The sequence below is a fragment of the Bacillus sp. AFS073361 genome, from assembly GCF_002567005.1.
In the GTDB taxonomy this organism is placed as follows: Bacteria; Bacillota; Bacilli; order Bacillales; family Cytobacillaceae; genus Neobacillus.
Window position 1 is genome coordinate 26470 of sequence record NZ_NUZU01000052.1, and the last position, 25732, is coordinate 52201.

26 protein-coding genes and 1 riboswitch are annotated in these 25732 nt (G+C 38.5%); of the genes, 13 read left to right on the forward strand and 13 right to left on the reverse strand.

Annotation, left to right across the window (positions count from 1 at the left end):
• Positions 1-13: 13 nt before the first annotated feature.
• The 5 genes from COJ96_RS24575 to COJ96_RS24595 all read right to left on the reverse strand — a co-directional run bounded on the left by COJ96_RS24575 (position 14) and on the right by COJ96_RS24595 (position 5212).
• Positions 14-343, reverse strand: a complete 330-nt coding sequence (locus COJ96_RS24575) for a hypothetical protein (RefSeq protein WP_098576434.1) — start codon at positions 341-343, stop codon at positions 14-16.
• A 72-nt stretch (positions 344-415) separates the two neighbouring features.
• Positions 416-1588, reverse strand: coding sequence for an MFS transporter (locus COJ96_RS24580; RefSeq protein WP_098576435.1), 1173 nt, complete (start codon positions 1586-1588; stop codon positions 416-418).
• A gap of 319 nt (positions 1589-1907) precedes the next feature.
• A complete protein-coding gene (locus COJ96_RS24585) occupies positions 1908-3545 on the reverse strand; it encodes a PhnE/PtxC family ABC transporter permease (protein ID WP_098576436.1) in 1638 nt (545 codons plus the stop codon).
• Between the two features lies 1 nt (position 3546).
• Complete coding sequence (locus COJ96_RS24590) at positions 3547-4299, reverse strand: phosphonate ABC transporter ATP-binding protein (RefSeq protein ID WP_098576437.1); 753 nt, start codon at positions 4297-4299, stop codon at positions 3547-3549.
• A 13-nt stretch (positions 4300-4312) separates the two neighbouring features.
• Complete coding sequence (locus COJ96_RS24595; protein WP_098576438.1) at positions 4313-5212, reverse strand: putative selenate ABC transporter substrate-binding protein; 900 nt, start codon at positions 5210-5212, stop codon at positions 4313-4315.
• A 229-nt stretch (positions 5213-5441) separates the two neighbouring features.
• Here COJ96_RS24595 and COJ96_RS24600 point away from each other — a divergent pair, with 229 nt between their 5' ends.
• Together COJ96_RS24600 and COJ96_RS24605 are read left to right on the forward strand one after the other, a co-directional pair.
• Positions 5442-5927, forward strand: coding sequence for a hypothetical protein (locus COJ96_RS24600; protein ID WP_098576439.1), 486 nt, complete (start codon positions 5442-5444; stop codon positions 5925-5927).
• A 121-nt stretch (positions 5928-6048) separates the two neighbouring features.
• Positions 6049-6267, forward strand: a complete 219-nt coding sequence (locus tag COJ96_RS24605; protein ID WP_180230249.1) for a hypothetical protein — start codon at positions 6049-6051, stop codon at positions 6265-6267.
• Between the two features lie 90 nt (positions 6268-6357).
• Here the strand turns inward: COJ96_RS24605 and COJ96_RS24610 are convergent, their stop codons facing one another.
• Together COJ96_RS24610 and COJ96_RS24615 are read right to left on the reverse strand one after the other, a co-directional pair.
• Positions 6358-7671, reverse strand: a complete 1314-nt coding sequence (locus COJ96_RS24610) for a nucleobase:cation symporter-2 family protein (protein WP_098576441.1) — start codon at positions 7669-7671, stop codon at positions 6358-6360.
• On the reverse strand, positions 7671-8264 hold the full coding sequence (locus COJ96_RS24615; protein ID WP_098576442.1) for a xanthine phosphoribosyltransferase: 594 nt from the start codon (positions 8262-8264) through the stop codon (positions 7671-7673). Before COJ96_RS24615 ends, COJ96_RS24610 begins: the two co-directional genes overlap by 1 nt.
• Before the next feature lie 136 nt (positions 8265-8400).
• Positions 8401-8502: riboswitch (purine riboswitch) on the reverse strand.
• 215 nt (positions 8503-8717) lie between these two features.
• Between COJ96_RS24615 and COJ96_RS24620 the strand changes: the two genes are divergently transcribed.
• Positions 8718-9716 (forward strand): NAD(P)H-dependent flavin oxidoreductase, encoded by a 999-nt coding sequence (locus COJ96_RS24620; RefSeq protein WP_098576443.1) that lies wholly within the window; start codon positions 8718-8720, stop codon positions 9714-9716.
• Between the two features lie 121 nt (positions 9717-9837).
• On the opposite strand, the gene COJ96_RS24625 is transcribed toward COJ96_RS24620, so the two are convergent.
• Positions 9838-10125, reverse strand: a complete 288-nt coding sequence (locus COJ96_RS24625; RefSeq protein ID WP_098576444.1) for a hypothetical protein — start codon at positions 10123-10125, stop codon at positions 9838-9840.
• Between the two features lie 324 nt (positions 10126-10449).
• Between COJ96_RS24625 and COJ96_RS24630 the strand changes: the two genes are divergently transcribed.
• Together COJ96_RS24630 and COJ96_RS24635 are read left to right on the forward strand one after the other, a co-directional pair.
• Complete coding sequence (locus COJ96_RS24630; protein ID WP_098576445.1) at positions 10450-11643, forward strand: glycine C-acetyltransferase; 1194 nt, start codon at positions 10450-10452, stop codon at positions 11641-11643.
• A 43-nt stretch (positions 11644-11686) separates the two neighbouring features.
• Positions 11687-12631, forward strand: a complete 945-nt coding sequence (locus tag COJ96_RS24635; RefSeq protein ID WP_098576446.1) for an L-threonine 3-dehydrogenase — start codon at positions 11687-11689, stop codon at positions 12629-12631.
• Positions 12632-12670: 39 nt separating this feature from the next.
• On the opposite strand, the gene selD is transcribed toward COJ96_RS24635, so the two are convergent.
• Positions 12671-13738: a selenide, water dikinase SelD gene (selD, locus tag COJ96_RS24640; RefSeq protein ID WP_373561746.1), complete on the reverse strand. Its 1068-nt coding sequence runs from the start codon at positions 13736-13738 to the stop codon at positions 12671-12673.
• A 126-nt stretch (positions 13739-13864) separates the two neighbouring features.
• On the opposite strand from selD, the gene COJ96_RS28910 reads away from it, so the two are divergent.
• Positions 13865-14104 (forward strand): Rdx family protein, encoded by a 240-nt coding sequence (locus COJ96_RS28910; protein ID WP_373561747.1) that lies wholly within the window; start codon positions 13865-13867, stop codon positions 14102-14104.
• A gap of 105 nt (positions 14105-14209) precedes the next feature.
• On the opposite strand, the gene COJ96_RS24650 is transcribed toward COJ96_RS28910, so the two are convergent.
• Entirely contained in the window at positions 14210-14608 is a 399-nt protein-coding gene (locus tag COJ96_RS24650) for an Hsp20/alpha crystallin family protein (RefSeq protein ID WP_098576449.1), read from the reverse strand.
• Between the two features lie 168 nt (positions 14609-14776).
• On the opposite strand from COJ96_RS24650, the gene selA reads away from it, so the two are divergent.
• Positions 14777-16183: an L-seryl-tRNA(Sec) selenium transferase gene (selA, locus tag COJ96_RS24655; RefSeq protein WP_098576450.1), complete on the forward strand. Its 1407-nt coding sequence runs from the start codon at positions 14777-14779 to the stop codon at positions 16181-16183.
• Between the two features lie 91 nt (positions 16184-16274).
• Here the strand turns inward: selA and COJ96_RS24660 are convergent, their stop codons facing one another.
• Positions 16275-16412, reverse strand: a complete 138-nt coding sequence (locus COJ96_RS24660) for a small acid-soluble spore protein P (RefSeq protein WP_098576451.1) — start codon at positions 16410-16412, stop codon at positions 16275-16277.
• A 112-nt stretch (positions 16413-16524) separates the two neighbouring features.
• Between COJ96_RS24660 and COJ96_RS24665 the strand changes: the two genes are divergently transcribed.
• Complete coding sequence (locus COJ96_RS24665; RefSeq protein ID WP_098576458.1) at positions 16525-16794, forward strand: hypothetical protein; 270 nt, start codon at positions 16525-16527, stop codon at positions 16792-16794.
• A 94-nt stretch (positions 16795-16888) separates the two neighbouring features.
• Here COJ96_RS24665 and sspO read toward each other — a convergent pair whose 3' ends face one another.
• Positions 16889-17041 (reverse strand): small acid-soluble spore protein O, encoded by a 153-nt coding sequence (gene sspO, locus COJ96_RS24670; RefSeq protein WP_098576452.1) that lies wholly within the window; start codon positions 17039-17041, stop codon positions 16889-16891.
• Between the two features lie 330 nt (positions 17042-17371).
• Between sspO and acnA the strand changes: the two genes are divergently transcribed.
• Both acnA and abc-f read left to right on the forward strand, forming a co-directional pair.
• A complete protein-coding gene (gene acnA, locus COJ96_RS24675; RefSeq protein ID WP_098576453.1) occupies positions 17372-20077 on the forward strand; it encodes an aconitate hydratase AcnA in 2706 nt (901 codons plus the stop codon).
• A 322-nt stretch (positions 20078-20399) separates the two neighbouring features.
• Positions 20400-22130, forward strand: coding sequence for a ribosomal protection-like ABC-F family protein (gene abc-f, locus COJ96_RS24680; protein ID WP_098576454.1), 1731 nt, complete (start codon positions 20400-20402; stop codon positions 22128-22130).
• Positions 22131-22224: 94 nt separating this feature from the next.
• On the opposite strand, the gene COJ96_RS24685 is transcribed toward abc-f, so the two are convergent.
• Positions 22225-23262: an NAD-dependent epimerase/dehydratase family protein gene (locus tag COJ96_RS24685; RefSeq protein WP_098576455.1), complete on the reverse strand. Its 1038-nt coding sequence runs from the start codon at positions 23260-23262 to the stop codon at positions 22225-22227.
• 194 nt (positions 23263-23456) lie between these two features.
• On the opposite strand from COJ96_RS24685, the gene mtnA reads away from it, so the two are divergent.
• The 3 genes from mtnA to COJ96_RS24700 form a co-directional block, all read left to right on the forward strand.
• Complete coding sequence (mtnA, locus tag COJ96_RS24690) at positions 23457-24506, forward strand: S-methyl-5-thioribose-1-phosphate isomerase (protein ID WP_098576456.1); 1050 nt, start codon at positions 23457-23459, stop codon at positions 24504-24506.
• A 120-nt stretch (positions 24507-24626) separates the two neighbouring features.
• On the forward strand, positions 24627-25163 hold the full coding sequence (locus tag COJ96_RS24695) for a TlpA family protein disulfide reductase (RefSeq protein WP_098576457.1): 537 nt from the start codon (positions 24627-24629) through the stop codon (positions 25161-25163).
• A 141-nt stretch (positions 25164-25304) separates the two neighbouring features.
• Positions 25305-25732 (forward strand): transposase (locus COJ96_RS24700; RefSeq protein ID WP_142333046.1); only part of this gene is annotated, 428 nt, incomplete at its 3' end.

Consider the following 25732-nt stretch of genomic DNA (forward strand, 5'->3'; position numbering starts at 1 on the left):
CTTGTCAGCGGTCTTACTGTTGTTCTTGGTCATCCCAATAATGTAAAGTATCGATTTTACCTGTCGGCTCACTTTTTAATACATTACCATCCTTGTCTTTATATACCTCGTACTCCTGGTACGTTTCTACGATATAGCCATCCACTTTTTCGATTTTCTCTAGTTTTTCCTCCAAAACTGGAACATCGCTGGAAGGCTCAACTTCTACAGGCTGTGCCATCACAGGTTGATCGGCTGAATAGGTAAAGTTTTTATTAATAAATGAGTACGGTGAATCAAGATACGCTGCAAAACCTAATGTGGCCAATAAGCAACAAATACTAATAAAGGTTTTTAATTTCATAAAATGGGCTCCTTTTTTACTTACATCCTCGTAACCCATTTTATGCGTGTCCTAAAAACATATGCATCTTGTTTAGTTTTGTATATTTGTTGATTTAACAGAAGCAATCTGCGGTCGAAAAAGTAAAAATAGAATAAAAGCAGCAATGGAGATAATTGCACCAGAAATATACGGAAGCCCGATGGCCAATGAAAACAGCCAACCACCAAGTGGAGGACCAATAATTCGGCCAAGTGAGTCAAAGGAAGATAATAGGCCAGTTGAACTTCCGTGGCCAGCGCTTGACGTTTTCGTAATTAGAGAAGAAACACTTGGACGAATGACTCCATTCCCTAAACCAAATATAGTTAGAAAAAGAGCTGCAGTACCAAAACTATTCACCAATAAAATTAAAGCAAATCCAAGCGCAGAAACAATGATACCCGACTGGATAACCATCCTTTCCCCGTATTTCTTCGTCAATCTACCAACTAGACCACCCTGGACAATCGCACTCCCAAATCCCATGATCATAAAAATATAGCCAAGTTGAGTAGCATCTAAATCTGCCTTTTTCGCAGCAAAGTAAGCAAACGTTGCTTCCAAACCAGCCAGGGATAAAGAAATTAATAATTGCACTAGATACAGAACCGTTACAGCCTCACTAAACGCCTTCCAAAAAGAGGGTTGTTTTTTGGTACCTGCCTCTGTTCTCAGTTTTGATTCTTTTAGCAAAAGGAAAACAAGAATCAAGGTAATGAAAGAAGATCCACAAGCAAGATAAAAGGGCATGTTCAAGCTGAATTTTGAGAAAATACCACCAATTGCTGGACCGAAAACAAAGCCTAAGCCCGTTGCTGCACCAACAATCCCCATTCCTTTGCCGCGATTCTCTTCGGTGGTGATATCGGCAACGTATGCCATTGCGGTAGGCATATTAGCAGAGGAAAGAATACCGCCAATAATTCTTGCCGCGAATAACATCCAAAGCTCTGTTGACAATGCTTGAATTAGAAAGGAGAGACCAAGTCCAGCTATCCCAATCATCATCACTGGCTTTCGCCCAATTCGGTCGGAAACTTGCCCCCACATTGGAGCGAAAATAAGCTGCATGAGCGAATACACCGCCATAAGTAATCCTAGTTCGGTTGGGTTCGCCCCAATTCCTTCGGCATAGAAAGGTAAAACTGGAATGATAATTCCAAATCCCACCATCACCAAAAACATAACTACAAATAAAATCGGTAAAGCGGACTTTGATTGCAAAGAATTTCACTCCTAGATGACATTTAAAGTCGTTGATATTACATACTTTCTTCCTATCAATAGGATAATGGAAATGTTGATAGAAAAACAAGTCTCATGCATCAATTATTTCCTTGGGTGGAAATAGTATGCAATACTTTTATTATCACTTATTTAGCTAATAGATAGCGATAATTATGCAAAATGCTAGCAATGGATAGCAGAGTGATAAAAACCACAAAAAACACCATTCCATTAGGGGAACGGTGTTTTTTAGCTGAATCTAGTTCCAGTGCCCAGCGGCTAATGGACTTCGCTATTCGGGCACTTTCACTTTATATTATTTAACTGCTTTTCTCGTACTTTCTGATGCAAAGTCAGCGATAATGACGAGAATCATATAACAAAGAAGTAACAAGGTAATCTCTGTATATTGGAAATAGCTCATTGCCAACTTAAATTCCATTCCAAGACCACCCGCACCAACAAAACCAACCACAATGGTTGTCCTCATGATGACTTCCCAGCGATAAAGAATATAAGTGAGAAATCGTGGTAATACCGTGGGCAGGATACCGTATAAGAAAATCTGGATTTTCGATGCACCTGTAGATGCTAAATTCCTTATTGGACGCGGGTCCATATCCTCAATCACCTCTGCCCAAAGCTTACCGAGAATCCCAAAGTTGTGGAGTGCAAGAGCGATTGCCCCAGGCAGTAAACCGGGTTTAAAAATAAAGATAATCATCATTGCCCAAACTAACTCAGGAACAGAACGAGAAAAGATATAGGTGATGCGAACTATTCCATAAAGAATCCAGTTATACCACTTCTTTGAAGAAGTTAACCCCCCATTAGCTATATTTCTAGCTGCAGGAATCACTGTAAAAAAAGCAGCGATGGTCGCAAATCCAATTGCCATAATACTCATTTCCAATGTTTCAAGCGTGAGTTTCAAAGCAGCGGCCCAACTGCCAGCGTTGAAGAAAGCAGGGGTGGCATCATTTAATCCGATCAGACCACCGAAAAATTTTTTTGCATATTCAATATTCTTATCAGATAATAATTCAAAAAATTGAGCATTCTCAGCGACCGTGATAAATCCCCATGAACAAACTACTAAAAGCAAGGTGAAAAGAAGTGAAAGCCAGCCAGGACTGAATCCCTTTCGGCGTTTCCGTTCTGTTAACCCCTTACGGACAAAATTACTCCAAACATCTACCAATATTACAAGAACAATTAGAAAAAAAACATATGACCAGACTTGATCGTATTTCAAATCAGCCAATGATAATTGAATTTGGTAGCCTAGACCGCCAAGTCCAACAAAACTCATAATGGCAGAAGACCGAATGGCACATTCAAAGCGGTACATCGTATAACTGATCATGTCGGCCCAAATCAAAGGAAAATAGCCGTAGGTGAGTAGTTGCAGTTTGGATGCTCCTGCTGATTTTAAGGCCGTAATTGGTTGATCAGGCACATCATTTAACATGTCCGCAAAAATTCTGCCAAGTATCCCTCCGTATGGAATCGCAAGGGCAAATATGGCAGCATAAGGGGAAAGACCTACGGCAGCAACGAAAAGCCAGGCCCATATTAACTCATGAATCGAACGCGTGAAGCCTAATATTCCCCTAAAAAATACTTTAGACGTTAACCGAGCAACCCTGCTTGAGGTTAATGTTCCAGAGGCAAGAACACCGACTATTAGTGCATAAATAATGGCAAGTGACATGCCGGCAACAGCATAGGCTAGCGTTATCCAGGCTGATTCAAGCCCCTTCATTAATACCTCAGCAGAAAGGTCCGGTTGAATGAGTCCTTCAAATATTTGCAACAATGTCGGTATTCCACCTGCATGGAATAGATCGGCATTCCATTGAATTGAAAACAAGCTCCAAACGAATACGGCCGTCAAAAGTAACGTGAGAAGGAGGCGATTATACATACCGAAGACTGATTTACGTCCCAACATCTCACCCTTGCTCCTTTAACCGATAAAGATCTCTTAACAAATCATCTGTTACTTTTTCTGTCGGTAAATCAAAAAGAATTTCCCCATTTTTAAGGGCGATGATTCTTGTAAAATATTTACGAGCATATTCGACGGAATGTATACTTGTGATTAATGTTTGTTTTTGCTCTGAAACGATTTTAATGAGCATGGCTAAAACATCTTCCGCACGCGCCGGATCAAGGGAGGCTACAGGCTCGTCCGCTAAAACCACTTCAGGTTTTTGGACCATTAATCTTGCCATTGCGACACGCTGCTGTTCGCCTCCAGATAAAGTGGACGTGATTTCATGGATTTTATTAGAAAGACCAACTCGATCCAGTGCTTTCAAAGCAACTTCTTTTTCTTGGGGAACAAGTAATGAGAAGAGGGATTTGATAACGCCCCATTCCGCTAATCGTCCCGCCAGGACATTATGAATGACGGCAATGGACCCAATAAGATCAAACTGTTGCCGAATGACGCCAACTTTTTTAGCAAAAATTTTGCCTTTTTTATAGGCTGATATTGGATGGCTATCGATTATTAGTTCCCCGTTTTGGATTGGCACGAGTCCGGCTATGGAATTTAATAATGTAGTTTTTCCCGCGCCGCTTGGTCCAATTAAGGCAACCATTTCCCCTTGCTCAATAGAAAAAGAAAGGGAAGATAAAGCTATCTTCCCCTCAAAATGTTTCGATATATTTTTTGCTTCAATCATTGTTTTTGAAGACATTCTACGACACCTACTACTTAATAATCTGTAACTCTTTTGCTACCTTTTCAATCTTTTTGTAATTATCATTATTTGTTTCGACAAAACTCTCCGTTTGGAATAAATCCGCAATTTCCTTTTGGTCTCCCGTAATGGATAGAAGGGCATCTTTAACTTTTTGCTTAGTTCCTTTACCAAAGACTTCTTCGACATTACTATTGATAGTCCAGTTATAGTCATAGTAAGCAGGGGTGGTATAGAATACTTTTACTTTTTTCGTATCCACTTTACCTTCTTTTACCGCTGCTTCCCAAACGGCCTCATTGAGTGCGCCCGCCTTAAAGGCACCGGATTCAATTAACTTATAGGTTGTATCATGTGAACCGGAGAAGTTGGGCTTGCCATCAAAATCGGTATTGGCATCTATTCCAGCTTCAGTTAGGAAGTATCTTGGCATTAAATGGCCGGAAGTTGAGCTTTCACTGCCAAATGTGAATGATTTCCCTTTTAAGTCTTCCAGCTTTGTGATATTTTCAGATGATTGGGTAATAAAGACCGAATGGAACTTAGCGTCCCGTGGTCGTTGCACAATTGATTCTGCTTCAGGAACAAGGTTTCTAGCTTGTACACTTGTTAAGCCGCCAAACCAAGCCATATGAATTTCACCACGTTGGAAACCAGTTACTAATGCTGCATAATCCACAGACGGTACAAATTCAACTTTCATACCAGTTTTTTCACTAAGATATTTTGCAACAGCGGTCATCCCTTTATCTAAATCTGCAGCATTCTGGTCAGGAATGGCTCCAATTTTAAAAATTTCATTATTAGTCGCTTCTTTTTTTCCTTCACTCGTTTTTTCATCACTTTGCCCACAAGCAGCTAATGAAATTACTAGCATAACAAGAATAAGAGCAGAAAGCCATTTTTTCATATTAATTCCACCTTAGTTTTTAAATAGTTTCTCTGTACTTTTAGAATTATACTTAAATGATTTTTGATTATAAATTCATTAAATCGATTTAAATAATATTTATTAATCGATATTATAGATAACAAAACATATTTAACTATAGATGGCAGGCATTCCAAACTTCCTCCAATTTTTACGATGAATAATATTCCATAAAACAAGGGCAAAATAAAAGAAAAAGGAATTAGATATGATTGGATTACTAATTGCCATTATTTCATTTAATTATTTTGCTTTTAAGAAAAATAAACTTCTAAATGGTAATCAAATTGTCCATATATGGACTTTTACGGTCGCTTTCCAAGTATTGTTCGATGTGATGGTTGAATTCAAATACCATGGATACTGGTATTTTGATAAAGAAATTGATTGGGAAGGATTGCTTCCACATATATTCTTAGTGCCTGCTGCTAATATGATTTTTTTAAATTACTTTCCATTTAAATCAAAAATCATTAAGAAAATATTTTATATTATCATTTTTGTCATTCTGATTTTGATTTATGAAGCCATCACATTGCTGCCTGCTCCGTGGGGTTACTTTCATTATGGATGGTGGAAGTTATGGCACGCAGCCATTCTTGACCCGATTTTACTGATCATACTATTAGGTTTTTATAAGTGGATATGTAAGTTAGAAATGAGTTCCTGTAAAGCTCCAAAAATACCAGAATGAATAGATTTTGAGCTGCATCCGCACTCTTTTCTTTTTGCTGTTTATTTATTTTTTTAGATGCTTAAACACATGAATACCCTTGTCCATATAATAGTAAAAAAGAGGGGAAGGGGTGAATCGTTTGGCAATCAATGAAAAGGGAATATCAATCGGTACCATTTCTGGTGGGATTGTAAACTTTGGCGGAGCGGTTTGTATTAGTCCAATTACAATCACATCGGAAAATACAGGTTCGGGAAGTGATAATACAAAAACAAATATAACTTCAAGGTCTAGAGTAAGCTCCACTACAAAAAGAAACATAACAGACCTGTTAGAAATGATTAAGGCGATGCTTTGAATGGCATCGCCTTTTTGATAACATTTCCTGAAATAAAAAAGAAAGGACGTTACCTTTTTTAGTATCGTCCTTTTACATTATTTTTTATTATTATGAGGCAATTTGATTATTTACTTCATTTACTTGCTTCATTTGCTTTGTTGACTTTGTTACGTTTAAAACAATGTTTAAAAAGATTGCAGTTAGACTTCCTGTGACAATGCCGCTGCTGGTAAGGATTTTAACACTCTCAGGCAGGTGGGCAAACATATCCGGTACGGCTGTTACACCCATTCCCATCCCAACTGAACAAGCTATGATTAGGAGATTTTCTTGTGAAGCAAAATCTACGTTACCAAGCATTTTTATTCCATAAGCAATGACCATTCCAAACATAGCCACCATTGCACCACCAAGTACAGGTGTTGGAATAACTGTAGTAAAGGCTGCAATTTTCGGAATAAACCCAAGAAAAACTAACATGCCGCCCATTGTATAAATGACGTTATTGCTTTTAACACCTGAAAGCTGGACAAGTCCTACGTTTTGAGAATAGGTTGTGTATGGGAACGCATTAAATATCGCACCAATAATACTTGCTAGACCTTCCGCACGATAACCTCTTGATAAATCCTTCTCTGTTAATTTTTTTCCAGTGATGTCACTTAAAGCGAAATAAACACCTGTTGATTCTACCATACTCACAATTGCAACGAGTGTCATCGTAATGATCGGAGTCCATTCAAATGTAGGGGTCCCAAAATAAAATGGTTTTACCATGTGGAACCATGATGCATCAGCAACAGCTGAAAAGTTTACTTTCCCCATAATAGATGCGACTACCGTACCGCCCATTAATCCTAGTAAAATAGAAATGGAGCGAATAAAACCTTTTGTAAAACGGTAAAGCAAAATAATAAATAGCAACGTTCCGAAAGCTAAGCCGATATTTGAAAGGCTGCCAAAATCCGGGCTCCCTTGTCCGCCAGCGATGTTATTCATTGCGACAGGGATCAGTGTAATCCCAATAATAGTAACAACAGAACCAGTAACAACAGGTGGGAAGAACTTAATTAACTTCCCAAAGAATTGAGAAATAACAATGACTATTAGTCCGGAAATGAGAATGGAACCATAAATGGCAGAAATGCCAAACTGTCCGCCAATGGCAATCATCGGTCCAACGGCAGTAAAGGTACAGCCAAGTACAATTGGTAAACCGATTCCGAAAAATCGATTCTTCCAAACTTGTAGAATTGTTGCAATTCCGCACATTAAGATGTCGATGGATACCAAGTAAGTTAATTGTTCTCCCGAAAATTTAAGAGCCCCTCCGACGATAAGTGGAACAATTACCGCTCCTGCATACATCGCTAACACATGCTGAATGCCCAAAGAGGCAATTTTAAATGGAAGTTGTTTCATTAGATTAATTCCTCCACATTTTCATTGATAAATGTTACTTCTCCGTTTGATAGGGAAGCAATTCTTGCTAAGGATTCAACCCTTAAACCCATGTCCTTCAATTTTTGTGCACCGTGTTGAAATGATTTCTCGATGACAATGCCAATTCCAGCAACGTTTGCACCGCTTTGTTGAACGATTTTTACTAAACCAAGAGCAGCTTCACCATTAGCTAAGAAATCATCAATGATAAGTACTCGATCACTTTCATTCATGTATTTATTGGAAACCGAAATCTCGTTTGTTTCATTTTTGGTAAATGAATAGACAGACGCCGTAAGTAAGTCATCGACCAGTGTCAATGATTTTCTTTTTCGAGCAAATAGAACTGGAACGTTCAAATATAAACCGGCCATCACGGCAGGGGCAATGCCTGAGGATTCAATCGTTACAATCTTAGTAATGCCTTCCTCTGCAAATAATCTCGCAAATTCTTTCCCAATCTCAAGCATTAACTGCGGGTCGATTTGATGGTTTAAAAATGAATCAACCTTTAATACCTGGTCGGATAAAACCTTTCCGTCAGAACTAATTTTGTCTTCTAGTAATCTCATGATTGAAAACTCCCCTTTAAAATAATAAAAGCCCAAAGGTCAATACCTCACAACAAAATAATTGAGTGAGATAATGACCTCTGGGCTCCATGTCCAAACGGCTAAGGAATGAGTGCATCTCTTAAAAAATTTGCACATTTTCCCATTACCCACTCATAGTCAGATTGTTAACGGCAATCTGGTAGAAACTTTCGGGCCTTATCCCCGCGATTATATGAGTGAAACGCATATGAATTTATTCACATTATAAAGCACATAAAAAGGGGAAATCAATCATTATTTTGCAAAAAACGAACAATAAGGTTTTTAAAATTAAAATCGTTCGTGCTCGGAAAGCTTTTAAATAAGTGTAAATAAAAGAACCACACAAATATTGAATAACCATTCATTTTCAGTTACTATTAAAGAGAAAATTAATTCTGAAAATTCTAAAATAAAGAGAAGGTGAGCACAATGAGGAAATCTATTCCAGATTCCTGGTGGAATCAAATGAAATTACCGGCCATTTCAGCCCCGATGTTTTTGGTGTCAGGCACCGAACTCGTCAAAAATTGTTGTCTGAATGGGGTAATTGGTTCTTTTCCTGCTCCAAATGCAAGGCCAATTGAAATTCTAGATCAGTGGATGGGGCAATTAAATGCAGAGTTGGCGGAGGCACGGGCTCTCGAACCTAACCGCAAGATTGCACCGTGGGCGATGAATATGGTTGTACATAGTTCCTATGGCCGCCTGCAGGAAGAACTTGAATTGATTAAAAAGCACCAGCCGCAATTGGTGATTACCTCATTAGGAAGTCCGAAATTAGTTGTTGATATTGTTCATGAATATGGTGGTCTCGTGTTCTCGGATGTAAGTGATTTAAAATTTGCTAAAAAAGCGGCAGAAGCAGGTGTTGATGGCTTGATATTAGTATCTAGCGGGGCGGGAGGTCATGCTGGACAAATTAATAACTTTGCCTTTGTGGATATGGTTCGTAACTTTTGGGATGGCATTGTTGTTCTGGCAGGTTCTATTTCAACAGGGAAGGGGATTTTAGCAGCACAAGCTGCCGGAGCAGATCTTGCTTATATGGGAACAAGGTTTATCGTAGCTACCGAAAGTATGGCAAATAATGAGTACCGAGAAATGCTCGTTGAATCCACGCAAGAAGATATCCTATTAACCGATGCTTTCTCCGGTGTCATGTGTAATATGCTGGTACCAAGTATTAAAAAGGCGGGATTGAACCCAGATACACTGGTTAAAAAAGCTCAAGTTAACTTTGATAGTATGCAAAGGGAAACAAACGTAAAAGCATGGCGCGATATTTGGTCAGCAGGGCACGGCGTCGGAGCCATAAATAAAATTGAATCAGTGTCTGAAATAATAAATAGTTTAGAAAGCGAATACAAAGAAGCATTACAAACTCTCAATCGGAATGCAGGGAAATTTAGTTCCTTGCCTTGTCAATAAATTAAAAGTAAAAAACGCTCAGCGCCACTTGGCTGAGCGTTTTTACTTTGTGGTAACTTGATTGGAATACATCCATTACCTACAAACGGCCCTCTATTTTAGGACATAAGGGAAACTGAGTTTACTTCTTCTTTTTTTCCTTTGAGACGATCTTAACCACCTTATAACCTGGTTTCATTTTAATCTTTTGAACTCCATTATTGGTTGTCACTTGATACATGGTGAATTTCCGAGGCTGACGTTCGAGGACGTCGATCTTCTTAATTGTCTCTTTGTGAAAATATTTATGAAGTTTCTTGGTTTGCTTTTCTTGTTTTTCACCATAAAGGAGATCGTAGGCGAAGATAAATAAAAATATAAATAAAGCACCAAGGATAAGTGTATACAAGACAGAATATAAAAATGACAAGGTTGACATCCTTTCTTAAAGCAATCGAGAGTATCTACGTCTTCAAGAAACCATTATAACGGAAAAGCAATCTATTTATAAGTTAATGTATAGTGAATGATCTTAAGAAATAACATTATTTTGATTTGGGTAATCTAATAGATATAAAAAATATTTTTCTTTTTTGTCCACTATATATGAACAAATTTAAAAATTTATGATAAAGTATACAATAAGAATCCTTTAATACCGCTATTCAACAGCAATATCAATGTCCTTCTGAAGCGGACGACTGTTTATCCGTAAATGACATTAAAGGTTCAAATTATAAGGGGGAAATGAATAATGTCTAGTCATATTTTAGAACAATTTTTAAATGAAAATCTTGAGGATTTAAAGGGGAAAGGTCTATACAATGTCATCGATCCACTCGAGAGCCCCAATGGTCCACTAATCACGATTAATGGCAGAGAACTTGTTAATCTTTCTTCTAATAACTATTTAGGGTTAGCAACCGATGAACGTTTGAAAAATGCAGCAGCCGAAGCCATTGAATCCTACGGCGTTGGGGCAGGCGCAGTTCGTACAATCAACGGAACACTTAAGTTGCATGTGGAACTCGAAGAAAAATTAGCTGAATTTAAACATACTGAAGCAGCGATTGCCTACCAATCGGGATTTAATTGTAACATGGCAGCCATTTCTGCGGTAATGGATAAAAATGATGCCATTCTATCGGATGAATTAAACCATGCGTCGATTATTGATGGCTGTCGTCTATCGAAAGCAAAAATCATCCGTGTTAATCACTCAGATATGGAAGATTTACGTGCAAAAGCAAAAGAGGCAAAAGAGTCCGGCCTTTACAACAAGATTATGGTGATCACAGATGGCGTCTTTTCCATGGATGGCGATATTGCCTTATTGCCAGAAATCGTAGAGATCGCTGAAGAATTCGACTTAATTACATATGTCGACGATGCACATGGTTCAGGTGTCCTTGGTGATGGGGCAGGGACCGTAAAGCATTTTGGTCTTTCTGATAAAATTGATTTTCAAATTGGCACATTATCTAAAGCAATTGGTGTAGTCGGCGGATATGTGGCTGGTAAAAAGAATCTGATTGATTGGTTAAAAGTTCGCAGCCGCCCATTCCTATTTTCAACTTCACTTACTCCTGCAGATGTAGCAGCAAGCAAGAAATCGATTGAAATTCTCATGGAAAGCACAGAGCTTAACGAGAAACTTTGGGATAATGGAAATTATCTTAAAAAAGGCTTGAAAGAGTTAGGTTTTAATATTGGTAACAGCGAAACGCCAATTACACCTTGTATTATTGGTGACGAAGCACTTACCCAACAATTCAGTAAGCGTTTGAATGAAGAAGGGGTTTATGCTAAGGCCATTGTTTTCCCAACGGTACCGAAAGGAACTGGACGTGTTCGTAACATGCCAACAGCAGCACATTCAAAAGAAATGCTCGACCGTGCAATTGCGATATATGAAAAAGTAGGTAAGGAAATGGGCGTAATTAAATAGAAAATACAATTATTAGCTAAGTGAAGAGGACGGTGAAACGACGATGAAGCGTATATTAATTACTGGTGCTTTGGGACAGATTGGATCAGAATTAACCTTAAAACTACGAGACATTTATGGAGCGGATAATGTTATTGCGACAGATATCAAAAAGAATGAGAGTGAAGCTGCTCTAAGCGGTCCATTTGAGACGGTCGATGTAACAGATGGAAACCGAATGGTGGAAGTAGCAAAAAAATACAATGTTGATACGGTTATGCATTTAGCTGCCTTGTTATCGGCAACTGCAGAGGCGAAGCCTGTATTTGCATGGAATTTAAACATGGGTGGGCTGATGAATGGACTTGAAACGGCCAGAGAACTAAAAGCACAATTTTTCACACCTAGTTCGATTGGTGCGTTTGGGCCTTCAACCCCTAAAGACAATACCCCTCAAGATACAATTATGCGACCGACCACGATGTACGGGGTCAATAAAGTTGCTGGGGAATTATTGTCTGACTACTATTTCCACAAATTCGGAGTCGATACCCGCGGCCTGCGTTTCCCTGGATTAATTTCCTATGTCGCTCTTCCTGGTGGTGGAACCACTGATTATGCGGTTGAAATTTACTATGAAGCAGTCAAAAATGGAAAATATACTTCTTACATTGATAAAGGTACTTATATGGATATGATGTATATGCCAGATGCCTTGAATGCCATTGTTGATTTAATGGAGGCCGATTCCTCTAAATTAATCCATCGCAATGCTTTTAATGTGACGGCAATGAATTTTGATCCAGAGGAAATTGCTGCTTCCATTGCTAAGTTTGTTCCTGGATTTGAAATTTCGTATCATGTGGATCCGGAACGTCAAAAAATAGCGGAAAGTTGGCCGAATTCCATTGATGCTACAGCAGCAAAAGAGGAATGGGGCTTTAAATACGCATTTGATTTAGATAAAATGACCAAGGACATGGTAGAAAAACTGCGTCAGAAGTTCTAATAAAAAAATCCTGAGCCAAAATGGTTCAGGATTTTTTTATTATCTTTTCACATAAATATATTTTTCCTTTTTCTCCGTAACTCTTCCTACAATCGAAGCATGTGCTAATCCACTAGCTCGAAGTTTTTCCACATACAGCGCGGCTTCCTGTTCACTGAGAGCAACAAACAAACCGCCGGAAGTAATCGCATCACAAAGGAGGAGTTGTTCCTCAGGAAGGAGTTCCTCGTAGACAACATCATCCGCTAACCATTTATGATTCGCCTTTGAACCGCCGGGAACTACACCATTTTTCGCTAATTCAAGGGCACCTTCTAGGACTGGGACTTGGCCGAGTGAAAATTCAAAACTGACATGACTGCCGCGTGCCATTTCACTTCCATGACCTAGTAATCCAAATCCAGTTATATCCGTGACAGCGTGAGGGTGAAATTCTGTTAACACTTCAGCCGCCACCTTATTTAGCTCAGCCATAGTGTCAGTCACAGTTTGTTCCTGTTCTGGCGTTACTGCACTTCTTTTTATACCAGTTGTGATGATTCCGACACCGATAGGTTTGGTCAACACAAGGAAATCACCTGACTGGGCACCGACATTTTTCCACACTTTATCTGGGTGGACGATTCCAGTTACAGATAATCCAAATTTAGGTTCTTGGTCATCAATAGAATGGCCGCCTACGGTAATCGCTCCGGCTTCCTTTACTTTATCAGCTGCTCCACGCAGTATCTCCGAAAGCATCTCAGCGCCCAATTTTTTAATAGGAAAGCCGACGATATTTAAGACGGTTTTAGGCTCTCCACCCATAGCATACACATCACTTAATGCGTTTGCAGCGGTGATTTGTCCAAACATATAAGGGTCATCCACAATAGGAGTAAAGTAATCCACGGTCTGAATTAGTGCAATCGAGTCAGTTAATTGATAGACCCCAGCATCATCAGATGTATCAAGTCCCACTAATAATTCTGGAACAGGTTCTTGTTTCGGTAAATGACGCAAAACTTGCGCCAGGTCCTCAGGACCAATTTTGCAGCCTCAACCAGCTTTTGTTGAAAAAGAGGTCAGGCGTACTTTATCTTGTTCACTCAACGTGTCCACCTCCATTTTTATAGTATAACTCTTTCCCAAAAATTCCGCACGGATAGACAAAAAAATTGTAGTGGAAGAAGGAATAGGGTAAAATATTTACACTATCACGAAGTAGTAAACTCATTTTTGGAGGCTGTTTCTATGAAGAATTACCATATTATTGTAGAATTTTGCATGCAATGAAACTACTCACCTAAAGCCGCGAGTTTCGCGGAAGAGCTTTTCAATCATTTTTTTAGAGATATTCAAAAGTTAGAACTAATTCCAAGTTCAGGCGGCGCATTTGAAGTGACCGTGAATGGGGAGAAAATCTATTCCAAGCTTGAAACAGGAGTATTTCCTGATACAGACGAGATGATTGAAATCATTTCCAAAAAATAAAAAGAAGCCCTCTGATCAAAAAGAATTAGAGGGCTTCTTTTTTTTACTTATAAAAAGATTATGTTAATTGAGGAACGAAAAAATATTCCCACAATAGTGAAGAAATTATGGAAGGGTAATGTATCTATTTTTTCCTATACATCTATCTATTTTTGATATCACAACTTCTAAAATTCCGTTAGTAAAAGTGGCATAAACAGCCTGGTTCACGACTTGAAACGGAAAGTTAATGGTCCTTTCTCGTTTTTTGATCTTGGAAGGGGGGGATTTAGACGCTGATATCACTAATTTATCTCCTTCTATATAAACCTTTAATTCAGAAGTTTGATATTCATTTAAGATGGCCTCAACAATCCATTCCTTTTCTGTCTCATACAGATCGATTTGAAATTGGGTTGCATCATAATAGGACGTAAGTGGATCGAGAAAATATTCCTCCAGCCATTTTTCTACTTCTTCAAAGTCAAAGTTTTGATTATTTTTCAGTTGTTTCTTTTTTGACATATTTAATCCCCCTTGCTCGTTTCATTTTATTCATAAGGGATAAAAATGTGAAGATGATATGATATAATTGGGACATGCAGAAGCGCCTCTTTTCTTAATTACGATTATCTATGGGCTCTTAAGCTTGGTATATTATAGAAGAGAACGACGGATAAAGGAGTTTTTATCTTGAAAGAATGGCTACGCTCCATCCCAGCGGTCCATGAACTTCAAAATCATCAGAGATTTTTGAATCTACTTAATGAAAGTCAGTTGGATCAACCAAATTTGACCAAACAACTTAAAGATTGTCTTGAAAGCATTAGGGGGGCAATTCTTTATGATAATTGGCCAGGTGCGAGACCAGGGACCAACGATTTTCTTGACGACCTATTTTCTATCCTCGAATCAAATATTAAGAAGCAGTATTCTTATACAATTGAAAAAGTGATCAACGCAACAGGCACTATTTTACATACGAATTTAGGAAGGGCTAGATTAAGCGAAAACGCGATCAGCCATATGATTGAGATGGCAAGGAACTATTCCAATCTAGAGTATAAGTTATCTGAAGGCGAAAGAGGCTCACGACATAGTCATGTTGAAAGCTTAATTAAAGAAATTACTGGGGCTGAAGCAGCCATGGTGGTTAATAATAATGCTTCTGCTGTTTATCTTGTTTTAAGAGCCCTCGCTCTTCAAAAAGAAGTCATTGTTTCGAGAGGGCAGCTTGTTGAAATTGGCGGTTCCTTTCGAATTTCATCAATCATGGAAGAGAGTGGAGCAAACCTAGTTGAAGTGGGCACCACCAATAAAACGCATTTATTTGATTATGAAAATGCAGTCAGCCCAGACACAGCAATTGTCATGAAAGTTCATACGAGTAATTTTAAAGTGATTGGTTTTACCAAAACGGTCGAGACAGAAGAACTTGTTCAGCTTACAAAACGTTTGGAAGATGTCATTTTTTATGAAGATCTAGGAAGTGGTGCAATATACGATTTCAGGAAGCATGGAATTGGTGAGGAACCTGTCGTAAAAGAGGTCATTGGGTTAGGGGCAGATGTTGTATCTTTTAGTGGAGACAAGCTCCTTGGCGGACCACAGGCAGGGATTATTGCTGGTAAAAAAGAAATTATTGACCGTTTGAAAAAACATCAATTGGCACGAGTTCTGCGTGTCGATAAAATGACGTTAGCTGCATTAGAAGGAACATTAATTGATTATGCCCGTGGTGAAACAGGACTGGTAAATATTCCAACGCTTCGAGATTTATTTGTACCACTTGAAGAATTAGACGTTCGATCTAAGTCTTTTGTTACAAATTTATTACAAAATACTGGAAAGTATGTTACAAAAATTACTGAGGCAACCAGTCAAGTGGGTGGAGGAACGATGCCTGATGTGGAGCTTCCAACGATGGTGATCGCTTTGAAACACAGTACTCTGAGTGCAGACCAGCTTAGCATAAAACTACGCACAGAAGTGAAGCCGGCTATTGTCGGACGGATCCAAAAAGATGAATTTATCATTGATTTACGAACAGTGACGCTTGAAGAAGAAAAGCACCTACTACAAGCTTTTATTAATATTTAGAATATAAACCTGGAGCCCCAGCACTTAATCTTAGTGCTGGGGCTTTATATAGAGAATTTAGTGCCCAAAAACCTATAGGTGCTTCGGGTAACTACATATCATGATGGGTATTATGTTTGGCCCTTGTATGGTTGCGATTCTTTACCTTTTTAGAACCACTAAGCGGCTCAGGCTGGCCAGATTGTTTTGGTGCATTTTTTCTCATGTCTTTGCCATCGTTTTTGTTCATTTTTCATCCCTCCTATATGTTAGGATGCAGTCATTAAGTCCTTTTATACCGTATATTTTTTGTAGTTCTGTGCAATTTAACTGTAAACAAAATGAAGGAGTGAAAGATGCTCATGCAAAAGTTTCCTTACCACAAAGATAAACAACAAGCATTTCAAGCAGCACAACAAGGGTATGAAAATGCCCAAGGACTATATGAAACCATCGTGAGTGATAGTGCAAGTTATGGCCATCAACTGAAACATCTGAAGGATGAAGTAAATGAAGCCTATCAGCAGATTTCAAATGCCATGGAAGTAGCATCAGAACATCAACGGGCACAGTTAGAGCGGTTCCAACAGGATTTATCAACCATGGTGTCAGAAGTCAATCAAGTGGAGTAAGAAAAGCAGGCGGGAGATCGCCTGCTTTCCTTTTCTGAATTCTGTTGAAGTGCTTAGGGTTTGGCGGTCATAAGCATTGAGCTTCCGCTTTTTACTATTGATTCTTTTTCCGTTTTTTGTTATTCATTCTTTCTTTGGCGGTTAATTCAGACTCACTGGCAAATTCCTCATTAAAGCCAGCGCCTTTTCCTTGGCCTTTAGCTGCATTCATCCCTGGAATTACATGATTAGACTTTCGTTTCACCATAGTAATCACCTCCTACAACATTACTATTTCCTGCATAGCAAAAATAATGACAAAGAAAAGTTTTTTTGAGATAATATTAGTGAAAATTTCGTTTTTTCCCTACCAACATCTATATTAACACAGATGGTGTTTTTTGAATTTTCAGAACAAAATACATAAAAAAACATAAGTTAAACTTATCAATCACAATAACTTTCTTGTTATTTACTTATGAATTAGGTTGTATTAAGATAAGAATTGTGAGAAAAGTTAAGACGGATGGGAAAATTCAGACTTTTCGACTTTTCATTTATTTTAGTGAATTATGACGAATGAGGGGGTTTTTAACACATGGTTAAAAACGATGTATTTAACGCACGAGCTTCTTTTGAAGCCAATGGTAAACGTTATCACTATTACCGTCTAAGTGCACTTGAAGAGGCAGGAATCGGCAACGTTTCTAAATTGCCTTACTCAGTAAAAGTTTTACTTGAATCTGTACTTCGCCAATATGATGGCCGCGTAATCGCAAAAGAGCACGTTGAAAACTTAGCTAAATGGGGAACAGCTGAACTGAAAGAAGTGGATGTTCCATTCAAACCTTCACGTGTAATCCTTCAAGACTTCACAGGAGTTCCAGCAGTAGTAGACCTTGCTTCTTTAAGAAAAGCAATGGCTGACCTAGGTGGGGACCCAGACAAAATTAATCCAGAAAAAACTGTAGACCTTGTTATCGATCACTCTGTTCAAGTTGATGCTTATGGATCTAGTGATTCTTTACGAGTGAACATGGATTTAGAATTTGAACGTAATGCAGAGCGTTACCAGTTCCTTAGCTGGGCACAAAAATCATTCAACAACTATCGTGCCGTTCCGCCTGCAACAGGTATCGTTCACCAAGTAAACCTTGAGTACTTGGCTGACGTTGTTCACGTAGCTGAAGTAGATGGTGAATTAGAAGCATATCCAGATACTTTAGTAGGAACAGACTCACATACGACAATGATCAATGGTATTGGTGTTCTAGGCTGGGGCGTTGGCGGTATTGAAGCTGAAGCTGGCATGTTAGGACAGCCTTCTTACTTCCCAGTACCTGAAGTTGTTGGTGTTAAGTTAACGGGCGAACTTCCAAATGGAGCAACAGCAACTGACTTAGCATTAAAAGTAACTCAAGTACTACGCAGTAAGGGTGTTGTTGGTAAATTCGTTGAATTCTTCGGCCCAGGTGTATCTGTACTTCCACTTGCAGACCGTGCAACGATTGCAAACATGGCTCCTGAATACGGTGCTACATGCGGATTCTTCCCAATTGATGATGAATCACTAGCATATTTACGCTTAACAGGCCGTGAAGAAGATCAAATTAATGTGGTTGAACAATACTGCAAAGCTAATGGCTTATTCTTTGATCCTTCATTTGAGCCAGTTTACACAAATGTAGTTGAAATCGAACTTTCTGAAATTGAAGCAAATCTATCTGGTCCTAAGCGTCCACAAGATTTACTCCCACTTTCAAAAATGAAAGAAGAATTCGTTAAAGCTGTTTCTGCACCACAAGGAAACCAAGGCTTTGGCTTACAAGCAGATGAGCTTGATAAGTCCGCTACAGTTAAATTTAACAATGGCGACGAAACTACTATTAAGACTGGTGCAGTTGCGATTGCATCGATCACAAGCTGTACAAATACATCTAACCCGTACGTCCTAGTAGGTGCTGGATTGGTTGCGAAGAAAGCTGTTGAATTAGGAATGGAAGTTCCAAAATTCGTAAAAACATCTTTAGCTCCAGGATCTAAGGTAGTAACTGGATATCTTCGTGATTCTGGCTTACTTCCATACCTAGAGCAAATCGGCTTCAACCTAGTTGGTTACGGCTGTACAACATGTATCGGTAACTCCGGTCCATTAAAAGAAGAAATTGAAAAAACAATCGCTGAAAACGATCTATTAGTTACTTCAGTACTTTCTGGTAACCGTAACTTCGAAGGCCGTATTCATCCGCTTGTAAAAGCAAACTACCTTGCTTCACCACCATTAGTTGTTGCTTACGCCCTTGCTGGTACTGTAAACATCGACTTCGCTTCTGAAGCAATTGGTAAGGATAAAGATGGAAACGATGTATTCTTCAAGGATATTTGGCCATCTACTGCAGAAGTTAATGATGTAGTAAAACGCACGGTTACTCCTGAATTATTCCGCAGCGAATATGCGAACGTGTTTGGTGACAACGAGCGTTGGAACGAGATCAAAACAAGCAATGAGCCATTATATACTTGGGATGAAGATTCAACATATATTGCTAATCCACCGTTCTTTGAAGGCTTATCACCAGAACCAGGTACTGTTGAACCATTAACAGGACTTCGTGTAGTAGGTAAGTTTGGTGATTCTGTAACAACTGACCATATTTCACCAGCAGGTGCTATTGGTAAAAATACGCCGGCAGGGAAATATCTACTTGAAAAAGGCGTTGCGATTCGTGACTTTAACTCTTATGGTTCCCGTCGTGGTAACCACGAAGTAATGATGCGTGGAACATTTGCAAACATTCGTATTCGTAACCAAATCGCTCCAGGTACAGAAGGTGGTTTCACTACTTACTGGCCAACTGGTGAAGTTACATCGATTTATGACGCTTGCATGAAGTACAAAGAAAACGGTACTGGACTCATTGTTCTTGCTGGTAAAGATTACGGAATGGGCTCTTCACGTGACTGGGCTGCGAAGGGAACTAACCTTCTAGGTATTAAAACAGTTCTTGCTGAAAGCTTTGAACGTATTCACCGTTCAAACCTTGTGTTAATGGGTGTGCTTCCACTTCAATTTAAAGATGGAGAAAGCGCTGAAACACTTGGTTTAACTGGTAAAGAAACCATCGATGTTCAAGTAGGCGAAGATGTAAAACCACGTGATCTTTTAAAAGTAACTGCAACTGACGAAGCAGGTAACAAGAAAGAATTTGAAGTTCTTGTTCGTTTTGACTCAGAAGTTGAAATTGATTACTACCGTCACGGTGGAATTCTTCCAATGGTTCTACGTGAAAAATTACAAGCTTAATATTGATAACACCATGCCACTTCAACTTGGCATGGTGTTTTTTATTGAAAGGATTGACAATCTTTCTCTCTTTTTAATAAAATATAACTAACAAACGAAAAGGAATGATTAAGGGCCGATGAAATTATAATCTTATTTTTCAGACATGATTCGAATAACGAAAAATGTTGAACCTGAAGAATAGGATTAGTATGTCCTTTTTTATGTCCTAATCGTATAAATGCGAACACAATCAAACCATTAACGGGTTTATTTGTGTTGCTTCTAAAGCGATATATATGACATAAATCTCTCTTCAGGTTCTTGTGAAGGGAGTTTTTTTATGCATACAAATCAGCAAATTGTATTAAAAGTAATTGACATAGAAAAAAGTTTTCATTTAAAAAAGGTATTGGATAATATTCATTTTGATATAAAAAATGGGGAACGGATCGGGCTTGTTGGCTATAATGGAACAGGAAAAACCACTTTGGCCAATATCCTTTTTGGGAAAATGGCACCAGAAAAAGGCATTGTAGAAAAATCAAAAGATTTAACGATTGGATATCTTTCCCAATCCATTGATTATCAGGTTAGTGATTTTCAGCAGTCTTTATCAGGAAATACCAAAAGTCATTTGCTCGAGCATGCCAGCATGTTAGGTCTCACGAAGGTTTTTAACTGGGAAGAAGAGCGTTTAGAACATTTAAGTGGCGGGGAAAAGTTAAAGTTGGCATTAGCAATGGTTTGGGCTTCAAAACCAGACTTTTTAATATTGGATGAACCAACGAACCATTTAGATTATAAAGGGATCGAGTGGTTGGTTTCTGAATTAGAGAAGTTCCGAGGCCCCGTCCTAATCATCTCGCATGATCGACATTTTTTAGATAAAACGGTAACTAGAATTTTTGAATTAGAAAATAGCAAAATTAATTTTTACAATGGAAACTATAGTGACTATCAGAAAGAGAAGAAGCTACGACTTGAAAATGAGAGACACAAATATGATGTCCAGCAGCAAAAAATAAAAGACGTGGAAACACAAATTACTCAGTTAAAATCGTGGTCCGAAAAAGCGCATCGCGAATCTACAAAAAAAGGGAAAGGACCAAGCAAAAGACAAAATGGGTTTAAGGAATATCATCGGGTAAAGGCTAAAAAAACAGACAATCAAGTAAAATCAAAAATGAAACGACTGCAAAATGAGTTGGAAAAAAATAAGCTGGAAAAGCCTTTAGATGAAGTTCAAATTAGGTTTCAGTTTGACACACAAGGGAAAAGAGGCAAACGAATTGTCGAGGCTAAGAACCTGTCCAAATCGTTTGACAATCGAACACTTTTTCAAAAATCCAACTTCTTTATTAATTATGGCGACCGCTTGGGACTCTTGGGTGAAAATGGCTGCGGTAAAACGACACTAATAAAAATGATGTTAGGTCAAGAGGATTATTCTAATGGGGAGTTGTGGAGCAGCGACTCCATAAAAATTGCTTATTTAAGTCAAGATGTTGATGAGTTACCTGCCGAAAAAACAGCTATTGAAGCTCTAGGATTCACTGATCGCGAGAGTGTGCTGAAAGCAAGAACTCTATTAGCCAATGTAGGCTTAAAGGAGCCGTTGATCACTAAGCCAATTGGAACATTGAGTTTAGGGGAACGAACGAGAATAAAACTCGTTGATATGTTAATGAAAGAATATGACGTTCTCATTCTTGACGAACCAACCAATCACCTAGACTTACCGAGCAGGGAGCAGCTTGAAAATACGTTATCAGAGTTTTCTGGGACGATTATTACCGTTTCTCATGACTATTACTTCCTCAATAAGCTTTGTGACCGGCTGATTGTATTTGAAAATCAGCAAATTCGACGAATTGAGATGAAACCTGAGGAGTATTTAAATCAGGAGGGAACCAATGAGGACGCATTGAGAGAATCACTCTTAATAATTGAAAACAAGATTGCATCTGTCTTAGGTGAGTTATCGTTCATGGATCAAAAAGACGCTAGATATACTGAGTTAGACAAAGAATTTAATGAATTACTTAAGCAAAAACGAAAACTAATGGGCTAAAAGAATACAGCCCATCAATTGCCTAAAATGAAAGGTCCTCAATATTTTCTATTGAGGACTATTTATATTTCAGACTAGAACAGTATAAACCAGCTCAATTTTTGGCCAATAAATTTAGAAGTTCTTTCTCTTTATCTGCGCGTATCCCAGCATTCCACTCATCCTCAGCCAATTGGCGGGTTTTCTCCCATTCATAAATATCAGTGATACTATCTTCAAGAGGCCTGTATGAAAGACCACTCTGAATGGCTTTATCAACATTGATAGAAAATGCACCTTTCCATGGCTTTACTGACTCAGGTGACAATGGAGAATTTTCGGGTACCCACAGCGGCATTTCTGTCCATGGGGCTACATTTTGATCCAAAAGAAATTGTTCCTCGGCCCAAACCACGTCTGCATTTGAACCTGTCACTTTCATACATGTATCGACAAACTCTTTAATTGTTAATGGATAATCCGGGCCCGTTGCATTAAACGTTCCAGAGGAGCGCTGTTCTTCCATGTCGAGGATCCAGTTAGCCAGGTCTTTGTTGTCAATCATCTGCACCCGGCGGTTTGGATTTCCTGGGACCAGAACCTTGCCGCCTTTTGCCATTCTATTTACCCAATAAGGGACACGGTCCGTATAATCATTTGGTCCAATTAATTGACCGGCACGAATATTTAACACACGCCCCGGCATATTTTTCTCAGCTATTTGTTCACATAAGGCCTTAAAATGTCCGTAATATTGATAGATGGGTCCGTCTGCATCCATTGAAAGCTGATTTGCTTCCTCAATTGACATTTCCAAGACAGGGTAGTTTTCATCTAAATTCTCTTGAATCCAATCTTGATAGACAGAAATACTCGAAATAAACGTATAATGCTGGACCTGGTCTTTTAATAAGTTTGTTGTGTTCTGGACTGTATAGGGGATAAACCCGCTTGTATCAAGTACAGCATCCCAATAGCGGTTTTGAAGCGCTTTCAAATTTCCAAATCGATTTCCGTAAAGGACCTCGATATCCTTAATTCCGGGACTTTGAATACCACGATTAAATATGGTGACTTCATGGTTTCGTTTTAAAGCTTCTTCTACGAACGTTTTCCCTAAAAAGCGGCTTCCACCTAAAACAAGTATTTTCAAAAATATCCCTCCTTCATTCATGCTTCTATTTTAACAAATTTTCAAACAATTTAGTTAACTTATCATAGAGACGAATAAAAAAATGAAAGTATTGCATATGTCTCGGATATTGTTAAAATTACATTGGGTGAAGTTGAAGGAATGATTCTAAAAACTTAACAAGAATTTACATAAAGTTGAAGGGATGCTTTAAAATGGAAAACACATACTTACAATCCGTTTCCTATGAAAACGGAGTACTAAAAATACTCGATCAAACCAAAATACCAAACATTACAGAATTTCTCGAAACAAAAAAAATCGAAGATGCCTGGGATGCCATTAAACAACTTAAAGTTCGTGGAGCGCCGGCAATTGGCATAGCTGCAGCGTATGGATTAGTGCTTGGGATCAAAGATGCTCCAGAAAGTTCTTTTGAAGAGTTTTATGAACATTTACAAAAGCAATCAGATTATTTGGCATCATCACGACCAACAGCCGTGAACTTGTTTTGGGCCTTGAAACGAATGAATGAACGAGCACTTAAAGAGAAGGAATTACCGATTAATCAAATCAAAGAAGCCTTGGAAGAAGAAGCTCATAACATTCGTAATGAAGATGAAGAAGTATGTCGGACCATTGGAAAGCATGCTTTAAACCTATTAGAGGACGGCATGGGGATTCTAACCCATTGCAATGCGGGCGGGATCGCTACTGCGAGATATGGAACAGCTTTAGCACCACTTTATTTAGCAAAAGAAAAGGGCTGGGATATCAAAGTTTTTGCTGATGAAACAAGGCCGCTGCTACAAGGTGCGCGATTAACTGCATGGGAACTAATGCAGGCTGGCATAGATGTTACTCTCATTACCGACAATATGGCCGCAATGGTGATGCAAAAGGGCTGGGTGCAAGCAGTGATTGTCGGTTGTGATCGCGTTGCAGCCAATGGTGATGTAGCCAACAAAATCGGGACATACGGGGTTGCCCTATTAGCAAAAGCCCATAATATCCCTTTCTACGTGGCAGCACCGACCTCAACGATAGATTTGGATACAAAAACAGGTACCGATATCCCAATCGAGGAAAGAGATGCATCTGAAATTACGGATGGCTTTGGAAAAAGGACCGCCCCTGAAGGTGTGAAAGTATTTAATCCTGCGTTTGATGTCACACCAAATGAACTTGTTACCGCAATCATTACTGAAAAAGGGATAATAAAAGGAAATTACCAGGGAGAACTGGTGAAACTCTTTCAATCCTAAGAGTGGAAGCGGATTGTTTTTTGTAAATTGTCACAGTTTCGGCATATCCTTGTTTGGTTTCACCTAAGATTATAGTGTAAAATCAATGTAGCAGATTATGATGTAAAGGAGGATTCGGGAATGATAAAAAAAGTAATTGCAACCGTAATACTTGTATCCTTACTTACCGTCGCGATTGTTCAAGCCATGGATAAGACTTCAGAAACTCCCGAAACGAAGAGTCAACCCACAGCAAGTCAAGAAGGTCTCGCTGTTGGAGCAAAAGCACCTGATTTTGAACTGAAAACACTTACCGGAGAAAAGGTAAAGCTGTCTAATTTAAAAGGCAAAAAAGTGATGCTGAACTTTTGGGCAACCTGGTGTCCTCCATGTAAGGCAGAAATGCCGGCAATGGAGCAATTTTCAAAGCAGATGCCAAAGGATGTTGTCATTTTAGCTGTTAACATTGATCCTCAATTAGATGTCCAAGGTTTTGTAGATAAAAATAAAATTACTTTTCCAATTCTTCTTGATGCAGAAGATACTGTAAATGAAACTTATCAAGTCCTATCCATACCAACTACGTATTTTATTGATAGTAAAGGAAACATACAGAACAAATATATCGGTGAAATGAAACTTGATGATATGAAAGATTTTACCAGCAAGTTAAAATAGACTAAAAAAGACGTTGGATGATTCGAGGGCACTGAAAAAGTCCACCTAAAAAATGTAAAAAAGGTATAATACCTCATTCATTGAGTGAATTATACCTTTTTTGTTATATAATTATAGTATCAATTTTAACGGGTGGGTATTATGATACAAAATCAACAAACAATAATTTTTAGTCCATATATGGGTATTTATGATTTAGTTGTTCCGGAGGATAATTTGTTACGTAGATTTAATAATTTGGTGGACTTCTCTTTTGTTTACGATGAACTTAAAGATAATTATTCCCAAGATAATGGTCGAAATTCTATTGACCCTATTCGCATGTTTAAATATTTATTTTTAAAAACAATATTTGACCTTTCTGATGTTGATATTGTTGAGCGTTCTAAATATGACATGTCTTTCAAATATTTTCTTAATATGGCTCCGGAGGAGCCTGTAATCAACCCAAGCTCTTTAACCAAGTTTAGAAAACTTCGTTTAATAGATATAAGCCTGTTGGACATGCTTATCAATAAAACCGTTGAAATTGCCATTGAGAAGGAAATCATCAAAAGTAAATCCATTAT